Source organism: Bombilactobacillus thymidiniphilus (genome assembly GCF_023380245.1).
Taxonomy (GTDB): Bacteria; Bacillota; Bacilli; order Lactobacillales; family Lactobacillaceae; genus Bombilactobacillus; species Bombilactobacillus thymidiniphilus.
Window position 1 is genome coordinate 273,447 of sequence record NZ_CP093365.1, and the last position, 16,805, is coordinate 290,251.

Annotated in this window: 16 protein-coding genes; all 16 read right to left on the bottom strand. The window is 36.5% G+C overall.

Annotation, left to right across the window (positions count from 1 at the left end; translation table 11 throughout):
• Nucleotides 1–20: 20 nt before the first annotated feature.
• Nucleotides 21–1,298, bottom strand: coding sequence for a D-alanyl-lipoteichoic acid biosynthesis protein DltD (gene dltD, locus MOO47_RS01475; RefSeq protein WP_249513074.1), 1,278 nt, complete (start codon nucleotides 1,296–1,298; stop codon nucleotides 21–23).
• Complete coding sequence (dltC, locus tag MOO47_RS01480; RefSeq protein ID WP_249513075.1) at nucleotides 1,291–1,533, bottom strand: D-alanine--poly(phosphoribitol) ligase subunit DltC; 243 nt, start codon at nucleotides 1,531–1,533, stop codon at nucleotides 1,291–1,293. Before dltC ends, dltD begins: the two co-directional genes overlap by 8 nt.
• Nucleotides 1,534–1,544: 11 nt before the next feature.
• On the bottom strand, nucleotides 1,545–2,765 hold the full coding sequence (gene dltB, locus MOO47_RS01485; protein ID WP_249513076.1) for a D-alanyl-lipoteichoic acid biosynthesis protein DltB: 1,221 nt from the start codon (nucleotides 2,763–2,765) through the stop codon (nucleotides 1,545–1,547).
• On the bottom strand, nucleotides 2,758–4,269 hold the full coding sequence (gene dltA / locus MOO47_RS01490) for a D-alanine--poly(phosphoribitol) ligase subunit DltA (RefSeq protein ID WP_249513077.1): 1,512 nt from the start codon (nucleotides 4,267–4,269) through the stop codon (nucleotides 2,758–2,760). The genes dltB and dltA overlap by 8 nt, the downstream gene beginning before the upstream one ends.
• Nucleotides 4,270–4,284: 15 nt before the next feature.
• Nucleotides 4,285–4,425, bottom strand: coding sequence for a teichoic acid D-Ala incorporation-associated protein DltX (locus MOO47_RS01495; protein WP_249513509.1), 141 nt, complete (start codon nucleotides 4,423–4,425; stop codon nucleotides 4,285–4,287).
• A 129-nt stretch (nucleotides 4,426–4,554) separates the two neighbouring features.
• Nucleotides 4,555–4,863 (bottom strand): thioredoxin, encoded by a 309-nt coding sequence (trxA, locus tag MOO47_RS01500; RefSeq protein WP_249513078.1) that lies wholly within the window; start codon nucleotides 4,861–4,863, stop codon nucleotides 4,555–4,557.
• A 73-nt stretch (nucleotides 4,864–4,936) separates the two neighbouring features.
• Nucleotides 4,937–7,288 (bottom strand): endonuclease MutS2, encoded by a 2,352-nt coding sequence (locus MOO47_RS01505; RefSeq protein ID WP_249513079.1) that lies wholly within the window; start codon nucleotides 7,286–7,288, stop codon nucleotides 4,937–4,939.
• Nucleotides 7,289–7,340: 52 nt separating this feature from the next.
• Entirely contained in the window at nucleotides 7,341–7,871 is a 531-nt protein-coding gene (locus MOO47_RS01510) for a CvpA family protein (protein WP_249513080.1), read from the bottom strand.
• 31 nt (nucleotides 7,872–7,902) lie between these two features.
• Nucleotides 7,903–8,205: a DUF1292 domain-containing protein gene (locus MOO47_RS01515; RefSeq protein WP_249513081.1), complete on the bottom strand. Its 303-nt coding sequence runs from the start codon at nucleotides 8,203–8,205 to the stop codon at nucleotides 7,903–7,905.
• Between the two features lie 10 nt (nucleotides 8,206–8,215).
• The gene (gene ruvX / locus MOO47_RS01520; protein WP_249513082.1) at nucleotides 8,216–8,656 is read right to left on the bottom strand and encodes a Holliday junction resolvase RuvX; all 441 of its coding nucleotides are present in this window, start codon (nucleotides 8,654–8,656) and stop codon (nucleotides 8,216–8,218) included.
• Entirely contained in the window at nucleotides 8,656–8,916 is a 261-nt protein-coding gene (locus tag MOO47_RS01525; protein ID WP_249513083.1) for an IreB family regulatory phosphoprotein, read from the bottom strand. Before MOO47_RS01525 ends, ruvX begins: the two co-directional genes overlap by 1 nt.
• Before the next feature lie 65 nt (nucleotides 8,917–8,981).
• Entirely contained in the window at nucleotides 8,982–11,630 is a 2,649-nt protein-coding gene (gene alaS, locus MOO47_RS01530) for an alanine--tRNA ligase (RefSeq protein ID WP_249513084.1), read from the bottom strand.
• Nucleotides 11,631–11,860: 230 nt separating this feature from the next.
• Nucleotides 11,861–13,210, bottom strand: coding sequence for a DEAD/DEAH box helicase (locus MOO47_RS01535; protein WP_249513085.1), 1,350 nt, complete (start codon nucleotides 13,208–13,210; stop codon nucleotides 11,861–11,863).
• Nucleotides 13,211–13,244: 34 nt separating this feature from the next.
• Nucleotides 13,245–14,183: a DHH family phosphoesterase gene (locus MOO47_RS01540; RefSeq protein ID WP_249513510.1), complete on the bottom strand. Its 939-nt coding sequence runs from the start codon at nucleotides 14,181–14,183 to the stop codon at nucleotides 13,245–13,247.
• Nucleotides 14,167–15,300, bottom strand: a complete 1,134-nt coding sequence (gene dinB / locus MOO47_RS01545; RefSeq protein ID WP_249513086.1) for a DNA polymerase IV — start codon at nucleotides 15,298–15,300, stop codon at nucleotides 14,167–14,169. The genes MOO47_RS01540 and dinB overlap by 17 nt, the downstream gene beginning before the upstream one ends.
• Nucleotides 15,300–16,787 (bottom strand): glucose-6-phosphate dehydrogenase, encoded by a 1,488-nt coding sequence (gene zwf, locus MOO47_RS01550; RefSeq protein WP_249513087.1) that lies wholly within the window; start codon nucleotides 16,785–16,787, stop codon nucleotides 15,300–15,302. Before zwf ends, dinB begins: the two co-directional genes overlap by 1 nt.
• Nucleotides 16,788–16,805: the final 18 nt, after the last annotated feature.

The window sequence follows — 16,805 nt, forward strand, 5'->3', positions numbered from 1 at the left end:
TGTTAAAAAACGTTGAGTAATTATTTACTCAACGTAGGAATTGTCTGTGGATTGCGATTACACCAAGCACTTTTATAAAAGTAATCATTCAGACGATAATGTGGTTGTGCAATTTTCTGTTCTGAAAAGCGACTAATTGAGCGATCTGTCGCTACCCAACCTTGCCATCCCAAATGAATCGTATCTTCCATAAAGTAAGGCACATCGCCTTGTTTATGAAAATCGGCAATTTGATTGAATCCTTGGGAACGCAATTGATAAGTTATTTTTTGATTGAAATTGTCTAACATTGATTGACGCAAGCCGGTATAAGCCATCCATTGCGAATTCACCGGTGGAATAATAAATAGTGGCTTAACATTATGCTGCTTAAACACTTGCAATAGCAATTGAAAATCAGCATACTCTGGTCCGTATTCATAAGACTTACCTACTTGTCTACCTTTTAAGGAACCAACAGAATGCTTTAATTGATGGTCAAAAAAATGATCATCAATACGAAAATCATTATTTGTACTATGCTCTTTACCCAGCGTAGTTGCCATGGTCTGCAATTTTTGATAATCGTATTTGGCAGGTAGCACTTTTTCCTGTGCTACAATTTCTGAACGCCGATCAGGTAAAAACAATGACGAAAATAATTGGTCTTGATGTTCTGCATTAGGCCGGGATACTTTATCTAAAAATAACTTTTGAGTAGTACTCAAAGACTGGTACTTTTTGATATTTTCCAGATCCAATTTAATGTTATTATCAGCTGATCCAGATGGCATCGCCAATAACCGACTGGCAGCATATCTGGAAGCCATCGAATTAGCATTAGCATGGCGTAAAAAGTAAATCGCCTGTTGTTTAGAATAGTAATGATCAAACATAGCAGGTTTAACACCTTTTTGATCAAACCATTGCGGTGACAAAATAACCACTACCTTTTTATTATCTAAGTCATTACCTAGGGCTTGTAATGAAAAAAAGTGCGTCAAAGATTGCGTGCCAGGAGATCCCAACAAAAATGGCTGATAACCGCGTTGGTATTTTTGCGTCAAAACTGACGGATGAAAATTATCAAAGCGAGATAACTCTGAAGAACCAATTACTAAAGTATAGCCATCATCAAGTGCTTGTTTCTTAATTTGATTGCCACGTAAAATATTGGGTGATAGCGAAGTAGCTGCTTTTTGCACGGTCATAGAACTTGGAGCAGTTAACCTCAAAGGTCCATATAAGACCACAATTGCCAGTATTGCAGCAGTTAAAGCTGGTGCTAACACTGCCAACAATTTTTTGAAATTAAGCATTACGTAAATGATCCACTTGGGTAATTATTTTATTCGGTGTATCCCATTCTGTGCGCTCTAATTCTGATACTGGCACATCAATATCCAACTGTTGTTGTAATTCTAATAATAATTGAACTGTTGCCATTGAATCTAACAAACCACTATCAAATAATGACTCATCTAAATTATTCTGAATAGTAGTGTCGCCGGTTAAATCAGCCAAAATATTTAAAACTGTTTCTTTTGTGTCCATAATTATCTCTCCTATTTAAACCATAATGTATCTAAAAAACCTGAAAAAATCAAAAAACTAAAGCAAACAATATTAAAAGTTAAAAAAATCGCCGACAATTTTGTAAACCGATTACTTGGCAAGTACTTTTGGTGCTTCTTTTTAAAGCGCAACCAAGCGTCATTGCCAATCATTAGTCCAGCATGAAGCAAACCATAAATAATGTAATACCAATATTCACCATGCCATAGTCCCATCAATAAGAATAACAATAAATAACCAAGATTAGCTATTGTTATTCTACTTTTAAATAACTTTTTTTTCAGCGCCCAAAATACAAAACGCATATAAACATAGTCGCGGAACCAAAAAGATAGCGTCATATGCCAACGATTCCAAAAATCTTTAATATTTTGGGAAATAAATGGTAAATTAAAATTCATTGGCGTTTTAATTCCCATCAAATAGCTAGTTCCTACAGCAAATAAACTATAACCAGCAAAATCAAAGAATAAATACATACTATAGCAATACATCACGCCTACTAATGCCAACGAAATGCCAAAAGGATGATTATGACGTTGTGCCATAGCCATTTGCTCTAATTCAGGCAACCATAAAGTACCAAATAAATAACCTAAAATAAACTTATATAGTAAACCAAGAAAGATATAATGTACACCTTGTCCAATCAGCCCAATATAAGAACTTTGGTCAGGAACATTGTCATAATCTTTAATAAAACGCCGATAACGATCAATTGGACCAGAAGAAATGGTCGGGAAAAATAACAGAAATTGCAAAAATTTGATGAAACTAAATTCTTTAATAGCACCATCTCTGATCTCTATAATCATCCCCACAGTTTTAAACGTCAAATAACTAATTCCTAAAAAGGCGATAATCGAATCTTTACCATTAGCCAACAATGGTGTCAATTTGACAACAACCAATTGCAAAATTGATAACCCAATAGCAACTGCAAAGATCCAAAAATTATTGTTAAACCGCTTATTGGTTCGATAATGAAAATAAATTTTAACGATCAATGCTTGAGTAATTGTATAACCAATTAACGCAAAACCCTGTATTGTTTTATCCGCATCAAAAATCAAAAAAATAAAAAGTAATGAAATTAAACTCTCATACCAACGCCAACGATGTCCGTTATATAAACCAATAACCAACGGAATAAAAGCTAACAATAAAAGTAAAAAATATTGTGGATTTTGATACGGCTGAATGTTAAGCATGTCGATTTACCTCAGCCATTAAAGTCTTACGATCAATCTTACCATTGGCTGTTTTGGGTAAGCTAGTACGTACTTCGATTCGCTGAGGAATCATATAATCCATCACATTAGCAGCTAATAATTTTTTCAAAGCTGTATTGGGGTCAGTCAAAGGTTGGTTTAAAACTACATAAGAAATTAACTGCGTCACTTTGTGATTTGTATCATAACGCGGAACAGTAATTGCTTGATCAATTGGTGCCAAACTGACCAAATTTTGATCAATATCTTCTAACTCAATACGGTAACCGTGTAATTTAACTTGAAAATCAGTTCGTCCCCGATAAAAAATATTACCATCGGCACTAATTTTCCCTAAATCACCAGTACGATAAGCTTGTTGTTCATCTTGCTTAAAGAAAACCTGTTGTGTTTTCGCGGAATTATTTAAGTATCCTTTAGAAACACTGGGACCACTAATGAGTAATTCGCCCGCGCAACTAGGTGTTCCATGCTCATCAACTGCCGTAATATTAGTATCGCCTTTCGCAAAACCAATTGGCAATCGCGAATAATTAGCAACGATCGTAGGTGTAATTTCAATAGCTGTAACCGCCACACAAGCTTCAGTTGGCCCATAAGTGTTAAAAATACGAGCCTCTGGAAAGCGCTGTAATAAAGTTTTAGCTGTGCTATTCGTCAATTCTTCTCCACAAAATAAGAAATGACAAAGATTAGGATAATTAGCTTGCTGAAAATTCTTATCCAATAAGCATAGTTCCACAAAAGAAGGCGTCGATACCCATTCTTGTAAATCTAAAGTAGACAAAACTTTAAATAATTGGGCAAAATTCTCAGTAATATCTTGTCCAATCGCTTTAAGCTGGCCACCTAAAGCTAAAGTCGGATATAAATCCATGACAGATAAATCAAAAGAATAAGGAGCCTGTGATAAACAACTAACATGCTCAGGTAAATCAAAATCATTCAACATCCAATTAACATAGCTTAATAAATTGTTATGGCTAATTTGGACACCTTTAGGCACTCCAGTAGTCCCGGAAGTGAAAATAATATAAAAATTCTGATCACCTTGCACACTTTGTGTACTATCTAAAGCAGTAGCTTGGTAAAAGGTAGCTTGTTGTAATTCAGTAGGAGATAAAACCTTTGTTTGAACTGTAAAAGCCAATTCTTGAATCGCCAAAATCATGGCCGGTTGAGCAATTTCTTCAATCTGCAAAACCCGTTCGTTAGGTGAGTGAACATCAACGGGAATATAAGCATGCCCAGCTTTTACTGCTGCTAACATAGTTACTACTGTCATGAAACTTTGATCACTATAAATCATGATCGGTGCTTTTGTTTGCAAATTTAATGTCTGTAAATAAGCCGCTAATTGATTACTCTTTTGGTATAGCTCATTGTATGAATGTTGCCCAGCTTCATCTTGATAACAACTGCTGGGATTATTGAGTGCTAAGGCATCAATATGCTCTAAAAGATTAGTTAACTTGTAATGCAAAAGCAGGCATCCTTCCTAAAACTCATTGTAAATAAAATGACTATTATTAATACCAGAATAACTATATAAATAAACTAACGCCATAATAATTAAAAAATAAAAGGCAGTCAGTAAGATAAACTTTAACATTGGATGCTGTTTTAACTTGTTCACAATTAAAGTCTCCTTTAAATTGACAATTATATTAACTAAATTTGCATAAAAATAATTGGCAGATAGCCAATTTCAGTATCATTATACAAAAAAAGCCTGGAGTAAAACAATCTTTCCAGACTTAATATTCAATTATGAATGTTTCTCAATGGCCTTTTTTAATTGATCTTCACTTTGATAACCAACTAAAGTCTCCACAACTTGACCATTTTTCTTCAAAATCATTGTTGGAATTGCCCGAATACCAAATTTTTCTGGCACTTTAGGATTAGCATCAACATCCATTTTAGTAAACTTAACGTCATCATATTGTTCAGCTAATTTATCCATAACTGGTGCTTGCATCTTACAAGGACCACACCACGTTGCCCAAAAATCAGTAATAACCAATCCATCATCTGTCTCTTGCTCAAAATCTTGATCCGTAATAGCTGTAATCATTCAGATCATCTCCTTATAGTTTATTACATAATTAATTGTAGCAAGCTTGTCAAATTTCCAAAAGAATTTTGCCTTATTGTAAATCAACGATCGTGGCCCCTTGTCCGCCAGCATTGGCTGGTGCATAAGCAAAGTTTTTAACACGCTTATTTTGCTGTAAATATTGCTGCACACCTTTACGTATAGCACCGGTACCAAAGCCATGCACAATCGTCACTTTACCATAACCCGCAACTAAAGCTTGATCAATATACTGATCTAAATCAGCCATCGCTTGCTCATAGCGTTCACCACGTAAATCTAATTTTAAAGCTACTTGATCATGGGCACGTTTAGTGGTAGCATGCTCATTTTGTTGCGGAGTAGCTTTAATCTTAACAACTTCTTCTGGAGCAAACTTCATCTTGATGATACCTAATTGTACCTCCAAGTTACCTTTTTTATCCTTGCCAATCACTACCCCATCTTGACTATATTGTGCTACATGTACATCATCACCAACATTGATAATTTGCTTTTGTTTTTCACGGCGCAAAACTTTGTTGTGCTTTAAAATTTGTTCATAATGCAAATTTTTCAGATTAGTTTTTGCAGCAATTAAGCGATCCTCTTTTACTGACACTGCAGATTCTTGTTGCAAATGATGTAACTCATTAATAATTTTATCAGCTTCCGATTGCGCTTGATCCACTAATTGATTGGCTTTTTGCTTCGCCTCAGTTATTATTTGCTCTTGATTTTGTTGCAATTTGTCAGCTTTTGTTTGCCATTCAACCTTATTTTGTTCGGCTTCTTTTGCTAAAGCATGATAATCATGAGCCTGTGTTTCAAAATTTTTACGCTGTTTTTCTAAATCTTGAATCATCATATTTAAGTCTTGGCTATCACCAGCCTGCAGGGCTTTAGCACGTTGCACAATTGACCGTTTTAAGCCTAAACGTTGGGCAATTTCAAAAGCATTACTGCTTCCTGGAATACCGATTAATAAACGATAAGTTGGTTGCAAGGTTTGCAAATCAAATTCCATGGAGGCGTTTGTAGTTTGCGGATAATTATAAGCAAACAATTTCAATTCTGGATAATGCGTTGTGACCAATAATCTGCAGTCAGTTTGGCTGATTGCTTCTATCAATGAAATAGCTAATGCAGCACCTTCTTGTGGATCAGTACCAGCACCTAGTTCATCTAACAATACTAAACTGTTGGCTGTTAATTGGGGCAAAATCGCAATAATATTATCAATATGTGATGAAAAAGTACTTAAATTTTGCTCAATAGATTGTTCATCACCAATGTCTGCAAAAATCTCATCCAAAATAGCAACTTGACTGTTATCAGCAGCTGGAATAAATAAGCCGGATTGAGCCAACAGTTGCAATAAACCAACAGTCTTTAAAGTAATCGTTTTACCACCAGTATTGGGACCAGTGATGATAACATTACGTTGAGAATTCGTTAAAGTAATTGAATTGGGTACAACTTTTTGTGGATCAATTAACGGGTGGCGCGCATCTTTTAAAATAATATCATTAGTATCGCTAATTAAGGGCTCGCTAGCTTTTAACTGCTTAGCATAACAAGCTTTGGCATTAATTAAATCTAGTTGACCAATTAATTGTGCATTATCAGCCAATTGTGTTACATAAGGACGCAACAAGTCGCTTAATTCGTGTAATATTTTTTGCATTACTTCTTTTTCTAAAGCTTGTTGTGATTGAATCAAATTATTCAACTCAATTACACTTTGTGGCTCTACATAAACTGTCTGTCCACTAGCACTTTGATCATGAATCACACCACCAAAATGATTACGCGATTCTTGTTTAACTGGCAAAACCAATTTACCATCGCGAACTGTAATAAGACTCTCACTTAAATATTTGCTGTGTGAATTATGCAAATACTGTTCCATACGTTCACGTACACGTTGTTGACTTTTTTGGATTGTTTGCCGAATTTTTTTCAACTCTGGAGTTGCGTCATCTAACAATTTACCAGTGGGATCCAAAGATTTCTGCAAACGCTCATAAATACTGGGTAAGCCAAACAAATTTTGCGTATATTGATACAATGTCCGCAACTGGACACCTTGCTGGCGTGCCTGTTCAAAAAAATCTTGTAAATCATTAGCCATCTGCAAAACTAAACATAAGCGATACAGTTCACCGCCATTCAAAACAGCCCCGATTTTAAGACGCTTTAATTCATCAACAATTTGTGGTGCTTTGACAATTGGCATTGTCAAAGCCAGTCGCAACAGTTCTGCACCGTCATAAGTTTCATTCAACCATTTCTGAACTTGAACTTTATCTGAACTAGGAACTAAGTTTTTTAATTGTTGCTGTCCGTGTTCAGTGATTAAGAAGTCTGCTACTGCTTGTTTAATTTTGGCATATTCTAATGTCTTTAAAATTCGCCTATTCATATCTATCCTTTATCAAAATACTGTAAAATAAAAGGTTGCTTAACCAGCAACCTTAATTATAAATTAGTAACTTAGTAAATAAATCGGTTAAGCCAGTTGAATAACGAATCATCACAGAAGCCAACCAAGAATGATTTAATAAGTGTTGCAAACCTGAAATCGGCACTAAAGCCATAATATAAAGTACGATAAAAATACCAATATAATTACATATTAAAGCTAAAATGCCACTCAAAGGTGCATTCCAATCATCACCGATTGTCAAGTAAGTCCAATCCGTGAAATAAGCGCCAACAATTCTTGTAATGATCCAACCACCAAAAACTACCATCAAAAAAGCTGTTCCTAAATAAAATGATTTATCTAAAGAAAGGCTCACTTTAGGACTAAAAAAAGCAAAATAACTTTGGGGTGAAGCTGATGGATATGGAATAATTAAATCTAATTTTGGACCAATCGACCGATAACTAAAAATTGCCACCAAAAAACTAATTAAATATCCACACGTATAGACAATTTGTAGAGCTAGTCCCCGTCTAATTCCGGCATATACTCCATAAGCCAAAATTAGCATAATCAACATACTTAACATCAAGACACCTTAATTTTTTATTTTAGAACTCTTGTTCATCATCAGCTGAAAAAGTATTCAACACTTCTTGAACCATTTCCCATTCACGCTCATCTTCAATTGGTTCTAAATCACCTGCTGTAACATCACCATTAGCATCAGGCGTAAAACTAAAAGCTTGAATCTCAATTTCAGCATTTTCTTCATCAGATGCACGGTACATTAGGACATAAGACTTTTGATAATCATCTGAATCAAAAGTAAACAAAATTCTAAAAGTTTCTTTGTTGCCTTGATCGTCACTTAAAATGATTTCACGATCAATATTATTAGGTTGTTCGCTCATAATAACTCCTCTAATGACCATTAGCTTTTTGATAAGCTAAACGATCTAAATAATTTTGTAAAATCATCATCGCTGCCACTTCATCAATAACTTGATGTCTTTTTTTACGTGAAATATCAGCTTCTTCAATTAACATTCTTTGCGCTTGGACGGTTGTTAAGCGCTCATCAACATAACTTACAGGTAAGTCAAATTTATCTTGGATCATTTGGCCATACTGTTGCGATTTTTCAACCCGTTCACCTTCGGTATTATCCATATTTTTCGGTAAACCAACCACAAATTGTTCTACTTGATATTTTTGCACTAATTGACCTAATCTATCTAAACCAAACTCGGACTGATCTTCATTGATGCGAATAATTTCAACGCCTTGTGCAGTCCAACCTAATGGATCACTAACGGCAACACCCACGGTTTTTGAACCGACGTCTAATCCCATAAATCGCATTATTTATCACCACTGCCTAAATAAAAACGAACCAGTTCTTCGATAATTTCATCACGCTCATGTTTCAAAATCAAATTACGAGCATCATTGTAACGGGGAATATATGCAGGATCTCCAGACAATAAATAACCAACAATTTGATTAATCGGATTATAGCCTTTTTCTTCTAGTGCACTGTACACCTTCTTCAAGGTATTACGGACATCTTGTCTTCGATTCTCGTTAAAGTCAAAACTCATTGTATTATCTAAAGAACTCACAAGCTTACACCTCTTTTTATAAAGACTATCATACTCAAAAAATGCGCCAACCACAAATACATTATTTAATTTAGCTTAATGTCAGCTAAGAAATCTTTGGCAGCCGCCAAGGCTTCTTTTAAACCAGCGGGATTTTTACCACCGGCTTGAGCCATTTGATCGCGACCACCACCACCGCCGTTAATCTTTGGAGCAATAGCCTTAATGATTTGATTAGCAGTTATACCACTTGCAATAGTACTGGAATTAACTGCAACAATCAAGTTAGCTTTATCTTGGTTAGTAGCACCCAAGACTAAAACATCAGATTTAGCTTGTTGTTTCCAGTCATCAGCAATTTGACGCAACTCATTCATACCACCAACAGGAGCGAGTGCTAAAATTGCTGTCAAATCACCGATTTTTTGTACTTGATCCAGCAAATTGCTAGCTTCTTGCTGAGTTACTTTAGTTTGTAAGCTTTGCAATTTTTGCTGTGTTGTCTTAAGCTCTGCAACTAATTGCTCCACTTTAGCGGGGACATTTTTGAGTTGTGGAACTCTTAAATCAGACTGAACGGCTTCCAAATATTGCATATTAGTTTGATCATATTCATAAGCTTTTTGACTAGTAACTGCAGTAATTCGGCGTACACCAGCGCCAACAGCAGTTTCAGAAATAATTTTAAAAAGACCAATTTCTGCTGTATTTTGAGCATGCGTACCGCCACAAAATTCCATTGAAAAATCGCCAATTTTAACAACTCGGACTTGCTCACCATATTTATTATCAAACAAGGCAATAGCGCCCATTTTTTTGGCAGTATTAATATCTGTTTTAATCGTTTCAACAGGAATAGATTGCCAAATTTGTTCATTAACAATCTGTTCAATTTGCTGCAATTGTGCAGTTGTCAAGCGATCTAAACTAGTGAAATCAAAGCGCAAATACTCAGGTTCAACCAATGATCCTGCTTGATGCGTTTGCCCCCCCAAGACATTGCGCAAAGCTTGATCCAACAAATGCATAGCTGTATGGTTTCGACGCACATTTTTTCTAAAATCAGCATCAACACTTAATGTATAATGCGCATCTTTTCGTAAGGGAGCTTTCACTTCTACTAAATGCAAATTTTGTCCCTTAGGCGCATGCTGCACATCAATGACCTCAGCAACAATCGCATCATCATCAGTTTTTAGAACACCGACATCAGCCACTTGACCACCCATTTCGGCGTAAAATGGCGTTTGATCAAAAATCAATTGTGCCTGTCCACTCGTAATTTCTGCAACTTCTTGATCATCAACGATAATATTTTTCAAAGTGCCCTCAATAGTTAAATGATCGTAACCGACGAATTCACTAGATGTCGTGATGCTCATTAATAGTTCATCTTGTGAGCCCATTGATTGTCGATTACCACGTGCAGCCCGGGCACGTTGTTTTTGTTGCTCCATCTGTTCATCAAAACCAGTTTGATCAACAGTTAAACCTTGTTCTTTGGCATATTCGACAGTCAATTCAATAGGGAAACCATAAGTGTCAAATAGCTTAAAGGCCGCTTGTCCACCTAAAACAGCACTACCCGCTTTTTTAACAGCTTGAATTTGATTATTCAAAAGTTCCAGACCATCGGTTAAAGTTTCAGCAAAACGGCTTTCTTCATTAAAAATTACTTTTGCAATAAATTCTTGCTGTTCTGTAATTTGTGGATAGTAGCTATTCATGATATCGCCAACTATTGCCACTAATTTGTGCAAAAAAGGATCTCTAATTCCTAATTTTTGCCCATTTAAAACAGCTCTTCTAATCAAGCGGCGCAAAACATAACCCCGACCTTCATTAGAAGGTAATGCACCATCGCCAATCGCAAATGTCACCGCCCGTGCATGGTCAGCAATGATTTTAAAAGCAATATCTTTTTGCATATCGTCACCATACTGATAATGATCACTCAAACGTTCAGTTTGCTTAATAATTGGCAAAAATAAATCCGTTTCAAAGTTAGTTGGTGCATCTTGAATGACCGAAACAATCCGCTCTAGGCCCATTCCCGTATCAATATTTTTATGTGGTTGATCCACAAAACGACCATCTGGCAAATGATTAAATTGTGAAAAGACAATATTCCAGATCTCTAAGTAGCGTGCATTTTCACCACCAGGATAATTTTCCGGATCATCTTCTGCTACATCATTATTTTCTTGCCCACGATCATAAAAGATTTCAGAATCTGGACCACTTGGACCAACTCCGATATCCCAAAAATTATCCTCCACTTTATAAATGTGATCAGGACTAACTCCTTGAGCCAACCAACAGTCATACGCAGCCTGATCTTTAGGGTAAACGGTCATATATAATTTTTCTGGATCAAAAGCAAACCAATCTGGACTGGTCAATAATTCAAAAGCCCAAGCAATGGCTTGCTCTTTAAAATAATCACCCACTGAAAAATTGCCCAACATTTCAAAAAAAGTCTGGTGGCGTGCAGTATGACCAACATTTTCAATATCATTAGTCCGAATACTTTTTTGTGCAGAAGCAATCCTTGGATTATTGGGAATCACTTGACCATCAAAATACTTTTTCATCGTGGCCACGCCCGAATTAATCCATAATAGAGTCGGATCATCTTTAGGAACTAACGATGCACTAGGTTCAATCGTGTGCCCCTTAGCAGCAAAAAAATCCAGAAACATTTGTCTTACTTGGGAACTAGTTAACTTTTTCATTATGATCTCCTCAAAATAAAAATCGTTGCAGATCAAGGACGCTTCAGCGCGGTACCACCTTGTTTGCAACGATTATTCGTTTGCCTCTTAAATAGACGTTAAATTAAATTTAGCTTGGTAGCGTCAATAATACTTTCTAGGTAATTCCACTAACTCTTACCCTCTCTGACAAAAAAGCTCACTATTAACATATCCAACTAAATGATAATTTTAAAAGATTAAAAAGTCAATCACTTTAAATGATTCTGTTTTTTGATTTTCCGTTGTTGGCGCTGTTGCTGTCTATGTTCCAACTTACGTTGCTGACGCCGATCATCAGAAATGGCCTGCTTAATCTTTTTACGATAACCCGGTTTTTTCTTTTGTTTTTGCTTTTTGACTAGACCAACTAACTTATTGTCCAATTGCTTATTAGTAGCTGATCGTTTTTGGCGGCGATCGCGTTCATACGTATCCACAAATTCGCCATTTTTAATTTCTTTTGGTTGAAAAACAATACCTAAATTTTCTAAATGATGAATTTGTTCTTCCTCATCGGGTCCGTACAAAGTAATTGCAGTGCCACCCAATTGGTTACGACCGGTACGACCGACTCGATGAATGAAAAATTCATCATCACTAGGCAATTGATAGTTTACCACATGAGAAACTCCGGGAATATCAATTCCCCGCGCTGCTAAATCTGAAGCCACGACATATTGAAATTCCATATTTTCAATAGCTTTCATAATTCGACGGCGTTCACGTGGTTTTAGGTCACCATGAATTTTCGCCACGTTTAAACCTTGTTGGACTAAATAATCATAAACTTCATCCACTGTTTTTTTAGTGTTGGCGAAAACCAAAGCCAAATAAGGCTGTCCAATAGTTAAAACTTGTTTTAAGACTTGTTTGCGATCGCGTCCGCGCGTAAAAAGCGACCAATTATCAATGTTAGGTGCAATAACTGTTGGTACCGCTAATTTTTCTACTTTTGGATTATGCAAATATTTTTTCAAAAATGGTTGTAATTTGGGAGGTATGGTAGCTGAAAAGACCATTGTTTGTAGCTTTTCCGGCATGCTACCAGCAATCAGATCAACATCTTTTAAAAATCCTAAATCTAAAGTCATATCGGCTTCATCAATAACAAAATATTTAGTTTGATAAACCAATAGATCGTGACTGCGAACTAAATCCCAAACTCGTCCGGGAGTACCAATTACAATCTGAGGCTGTTTATTTTTAAGACTATTAACTTGCTTTTGTTTGTCAGTTCCACCAACGTACAATCCTACGCGCAAAGTACTTGGCTGGTTTGCCAATAATTGCTCAGTATCATTGCGAATTTGGTATGCCAACTCACGACTAGGTGCTGTAATGACTAATTGCACTTGTTGCGCATCCGTCAGTTCATCCAGCAAGGGTAATAAATAAGCATGTGTTTTTCCACTACCCGTTTGAGCCTGCACAATTAAATCACGTCCGGTCTGCACGAGCGGAATGACTTTTTCTTGAACGGGAGTTGGTTTTTGAAAATTAATTTTAGTAAGTGCTTTATTTAAAAAATCAGTAAAACGATAATCGGCAAAATTTGCCATTTTTCATACCTCATGTAATTAATTTAATGAGCAATTAGGTTAATTTAGCTTGCAATTGAGCAAAAATTTGTTCAACTTCGGCTTCATTTTGAGCATTAGCGCCACTTGCCAAAGGATGTCCCCCACCATCATGCTCACTAGCAATATCATTAATAACTGGACCTTGTGAACGCAAATGGATTCGGTAAGTGCCATCTGGCTTAGCAACTGCCAAAACCCAACAAGTAACTTCTTTCAATCTACCTGGTGTAGTTACTGCCACATGAGCATCAGCTTGCTGCAAACCTAGTTTTTCTAAAACATCCGCCGGAATTATAGCTTTGGCAGCACCATTTTCAGCTACAATCAAATGTTCTAAAACATAACCTTGTAGTTTAGCTTGATTTAACGTTATTTGTCCCATTCGCTGATTAATTTTATCGGGCTGAAAACCAAAACTCAACAATTGTGCCACTACATTGAAGGTATGCACTGTTGCATTGGAATACATAAAACGCCCTGTGTCACCGACAATTCCAGTATAAAGCGCTGCAGCAATTGGCTTGGTGAGTGTTAAGTCATTACCAGCATGATTAATCAAATCAACAATGATTTCTGAGCAACTAGAAGCACTAGTATCCACATAATTCAAATCACCATAAGGATCAACATTAGGATGATGATCAATTTTTATAACAGTTGTGCCTAAACTGTAACGTTGATCACTAATTCGTGGTGTATTAGCGGTATCTACCACAATAACCAGAGCTTGTGCATATTGTTCATCTGTCACTTGATTCATAGTTGTCATCCAGTCCAAATCGCCTACACTTTCACCAGCCAGCAAAACTGTTTTTTCTGGATAAGTGCTTTTAATACTAGTAGCTAAACCAAATTGTGCACCTAAAGCATCAGGATCTGGATTAGTATGCCGATGAATAATAATTACTGGTGCTATTTTAATTTGCTCAATAATTTCACCGAAAGTATTCATCATTGTCCTCCTCAAATAAATTAATTTCTTGAAAAGCCTGGGAAACCAAGTTAGTCATTGTAACACCTAGTAAGCGTAATGGTTGTTGATTCAATGCTAACTCAGTAAACAATTCCTGTACCACAGGCAAGATAATTTGCGGATCATTAGTAAATTGTGTTAAGGTTTTGCGCCGTGTGTACGTTACAAAATCTAGCGTCCGCACTTTCAAAACTACTGTTTGACCATGTAAATTTTTAGTTTTTAGCGTTTTAGCCACTTGGTTAGTCATCTTCAAAAGCTGTTGTTCAACTTGTTCATCACTAAAAATGGGACGATTAAAGCTCCGTTCATTACCGATAGATTTACTTTGGCGTTGTGCCTTAACAAGACGGTCATCAATGCCACGCGCTCGTTGATAAATAATATAGCCCATTTTACCTAATTTTTGCGTCAAAACATCAATAGGGACAGCTTGCAGGTCAGCTCCAGTAGTCAAGTTCATCGCAGCTAATTTTTTTTGCGTAGCTGCGCCAATGCCTTGGAACTTACTCAAGGGCATTTCTGCCAAAAAATTACGCGCCTGATCGCCATTAACAATCGTTCTTCCAAATGGTTTAGCATAATCTGATGCCATTTTAGCTAAAAATTTATTATATGAAATGCCTACTGAACAAGTTAACTGCAGTCCACGGTGAATCGTTCGCTGAATAATCATTGCCAATTGAGCAGGATTTGTTACTGCCAAATGGTTATGCGTAACATCCAAATAAGCCTCATCCAAAGCCACTGGTTCCCACAAATCAGTCACAGTAGCAAAAATCTGATGAATTTGCTGGGACACTTGACGATACAAAGTGAAATTCGGATCAATAAATTGCAATTGCTCTGCGGGAATTAATTCTAGAGCCCTAATTGCAGGCATGGCTGAACCAACACCATATTGGCGGGCACGATAATTGGCAGTTGTTATAACACCATGACCATTATGCTTTCGTGGATCAGGGGCAATAACTAAAGCTTTTTGCTGAAAAGCAGGATGATTGCGCTCTTCCACAGAAGCGTAAAAGGCATCCATATCAACATGAATTATTTTACGATGTTCATCAACAATATCAGGCAACTCAAAAAGAGGCATTATTCTAAATAATCAGTGCCAAAAATCCATTCATGACTATCCTTTTTTAATAGTTGGTCACTGGCTTCTGGTCCAAAAGTATTACTACAATAATTAGGAAAATCTGGTTGCACTTCGTCCCACCGCTTTCGAATACGATCAATAAAGCGCCAAGTATAATATTGTTCTGACCAATTAGTGAAATTAGTTTGATTACCTTCAACAATATCAATCAATAATTTTTCATAAGCTTCTTGCGAATCAGCTAAACTAGCTGCTGGAGGCTGAAAACGCAACTCATCCAATGTAGTACGCAACCCATTTCCCGGCGTAGTGGCATTCAGCAATAATTGAATTCCTTGCTTAGGTTCAATAACTAATGACAAAACAACTGGTCGAGGACGCACAATCTTAGCTAATTTAGTCGCAAAAATATTATTAGCTTCCGGTTTAAAAACAATATCTACACGAGTTGCTTTTCTACGCAATCTTTTACCGGAGCGTACATAAAAAGGCACACCTTGCCAAGTATCATTATCAATTAATATCTTGCCCGCCACAAAAGTTTCAGTATTAGAATCGTCAGCTACATTGTCAGCTTCACGATAACCTTGTTGATATTCTTTAGCATCTGGCCCATATTGACCACGCACAAAATTTTGGTCTACTTGTTCTGCTGAATAAAGTTGTAATTGGGAAAATAGCTTAGATTTTTGATCGTGTATAGCAGAGGCGGTAAATTCTGCTGGTCTATCCATGGCTATCAAGCCTAAAATCTGTAAAGCATGATTTTGGATCATATCTCGCAAAGTTCCAGCAGTTTCGTAATAGCCCGCCCGTTCACCGACACCCAACGTTTCTGACAACGTAATTTGTACGTTAGAAATATATTGATTATTCCAAACTGCTGCAAGCAACGGATTAGTGAAGCGAATGATTGGCAAAGCTTGCACCATTTCTTTACCTAAATAATGATCAATACGATAAATTTGATCTTCAGCAAAAGTTTTAGAAATACTATCGTTCAAAGCTTTGGCACTAGCTAAATCACGACCAAATGGTTTTTCGATAACTAGGCGATTAAAACCTTGCTCATTTAACAAATGCTCTGAATTGATGTGGCTAGCAACAGTCCCAAAGAATTTCGGTGCTACTGCCATATAAAACACTTGATTATTACCTGCACTATATTGATCATTCAACTGTGCAGACAACTTCTTTAAGGCGATATAATGTTCAGCATCATTAACGTCATGGGATTGATAATAGAAATGTTGCGCAAAACTAGCAATTTGCTCTTGATCACCAATGTCTGCGACCACTGATTCCATCACCGTTTGTCGGAAATATTCGTGACTCCATTGACGTCTAGCTGTACCAATCACTGCAAAATGCTGCCGCAAATAACCCTTCACATACAACTTGAACAAAGCCGGATATAATTTACGATGTGCTAAATCACCGGAACCTCCAAAAATAATAAAAATTAATCGTTGTTCTTGAGCCATTGAAAATCTCCTCAAAAT

Bases quoted from the DNA above. Each gene is read 5' to 3' on its own strand.
- dltD (WP_249513074.1), bottom strand. From the start codon at position 1,298: ATGCTTAATTTCAAAAAATTGTTGGCAGTGTTAGCACCAGCTTTAACT.
- dltC (WP_249513075.1), bottom strand. From the start codon at position 1,533: ATGGACACAAAAGAAACAGTTTTAAATATTTTGGCTGATTTAACCGGC.
- dltB (WP_249513076.1), bottom strand. From the start codon at position 2,765: ATGCTTAACATTCAGCCGTATCAAAATCCACAATATTTTTTACTTTTA.
- trxA (WP_249513078.1), bottom strand. From the start codon at position 4,863: ATGATTACAGCTATTACGGATCAAGATTTTGAGCAAGAGACAGATGAT.
- MOO47_RS01505 (WP_249513079.1), bottom strand. From the start codon at position 7,288: ATGAATAGGCGAATTTTAAAGACATTAGAATATGCCAAAATTAAACAA.
- MOO47_RS01510 (WP_249513080.1), bottom strand. From the start codon at position 7,871: ATGTTGATTATGCTAATTTTGGCTTATGGAGTATATGCCGGAATTAGA.
- MOO47_RS01515 (WP_249513081.1), bottom strand. From the start codon at position 8,205: ATGAGCGAACAACCTAATAATATTGATCGTGAAATCATTTTAAGTGAC.
- ruvX (WP_249513082.1), bottom strand. From the start codon at position 8,656: ATGCGATTTATGGGATTAGACGTCGGTTCAAAAACCGTGGGTGTTGCC.
- alaS (WP_249513084.1), bottom strand. From the start codon at position 11,630: ATGAAAAAGTTAACTAGTTCCCAAGTAAGACAAATGTTTCTGGATTTT.
- MOO47_RS01535 (WP_249513085.1), bottom strand. From the start codon at position 13,210: ATGGCAAATTTTGCCGATTATCGTTTTACTGATTTTTTAAATAAAGCA.
- MOO47_RS01540 (WP_249513510.1), bottom strand. From the start codon at position 14,183: ATGAATACTTTCGGTGAAATTATTGAGCAAATTAAAATAGCACCAGTA.
- dinB (WP_249513086.1), bottom strand. From the start codon at position 15,300: ATGCCTCTTTTTGAGTTGCCTGATATTGTTGATGAACATCGTAAAATA.
- zwf (WP_249513087.1), bottom strand. From the start codon at position 16,787: ATGGCTCAAGAACAACGATTAATTTTTATTATTTTTGGAGGTTCCGGT.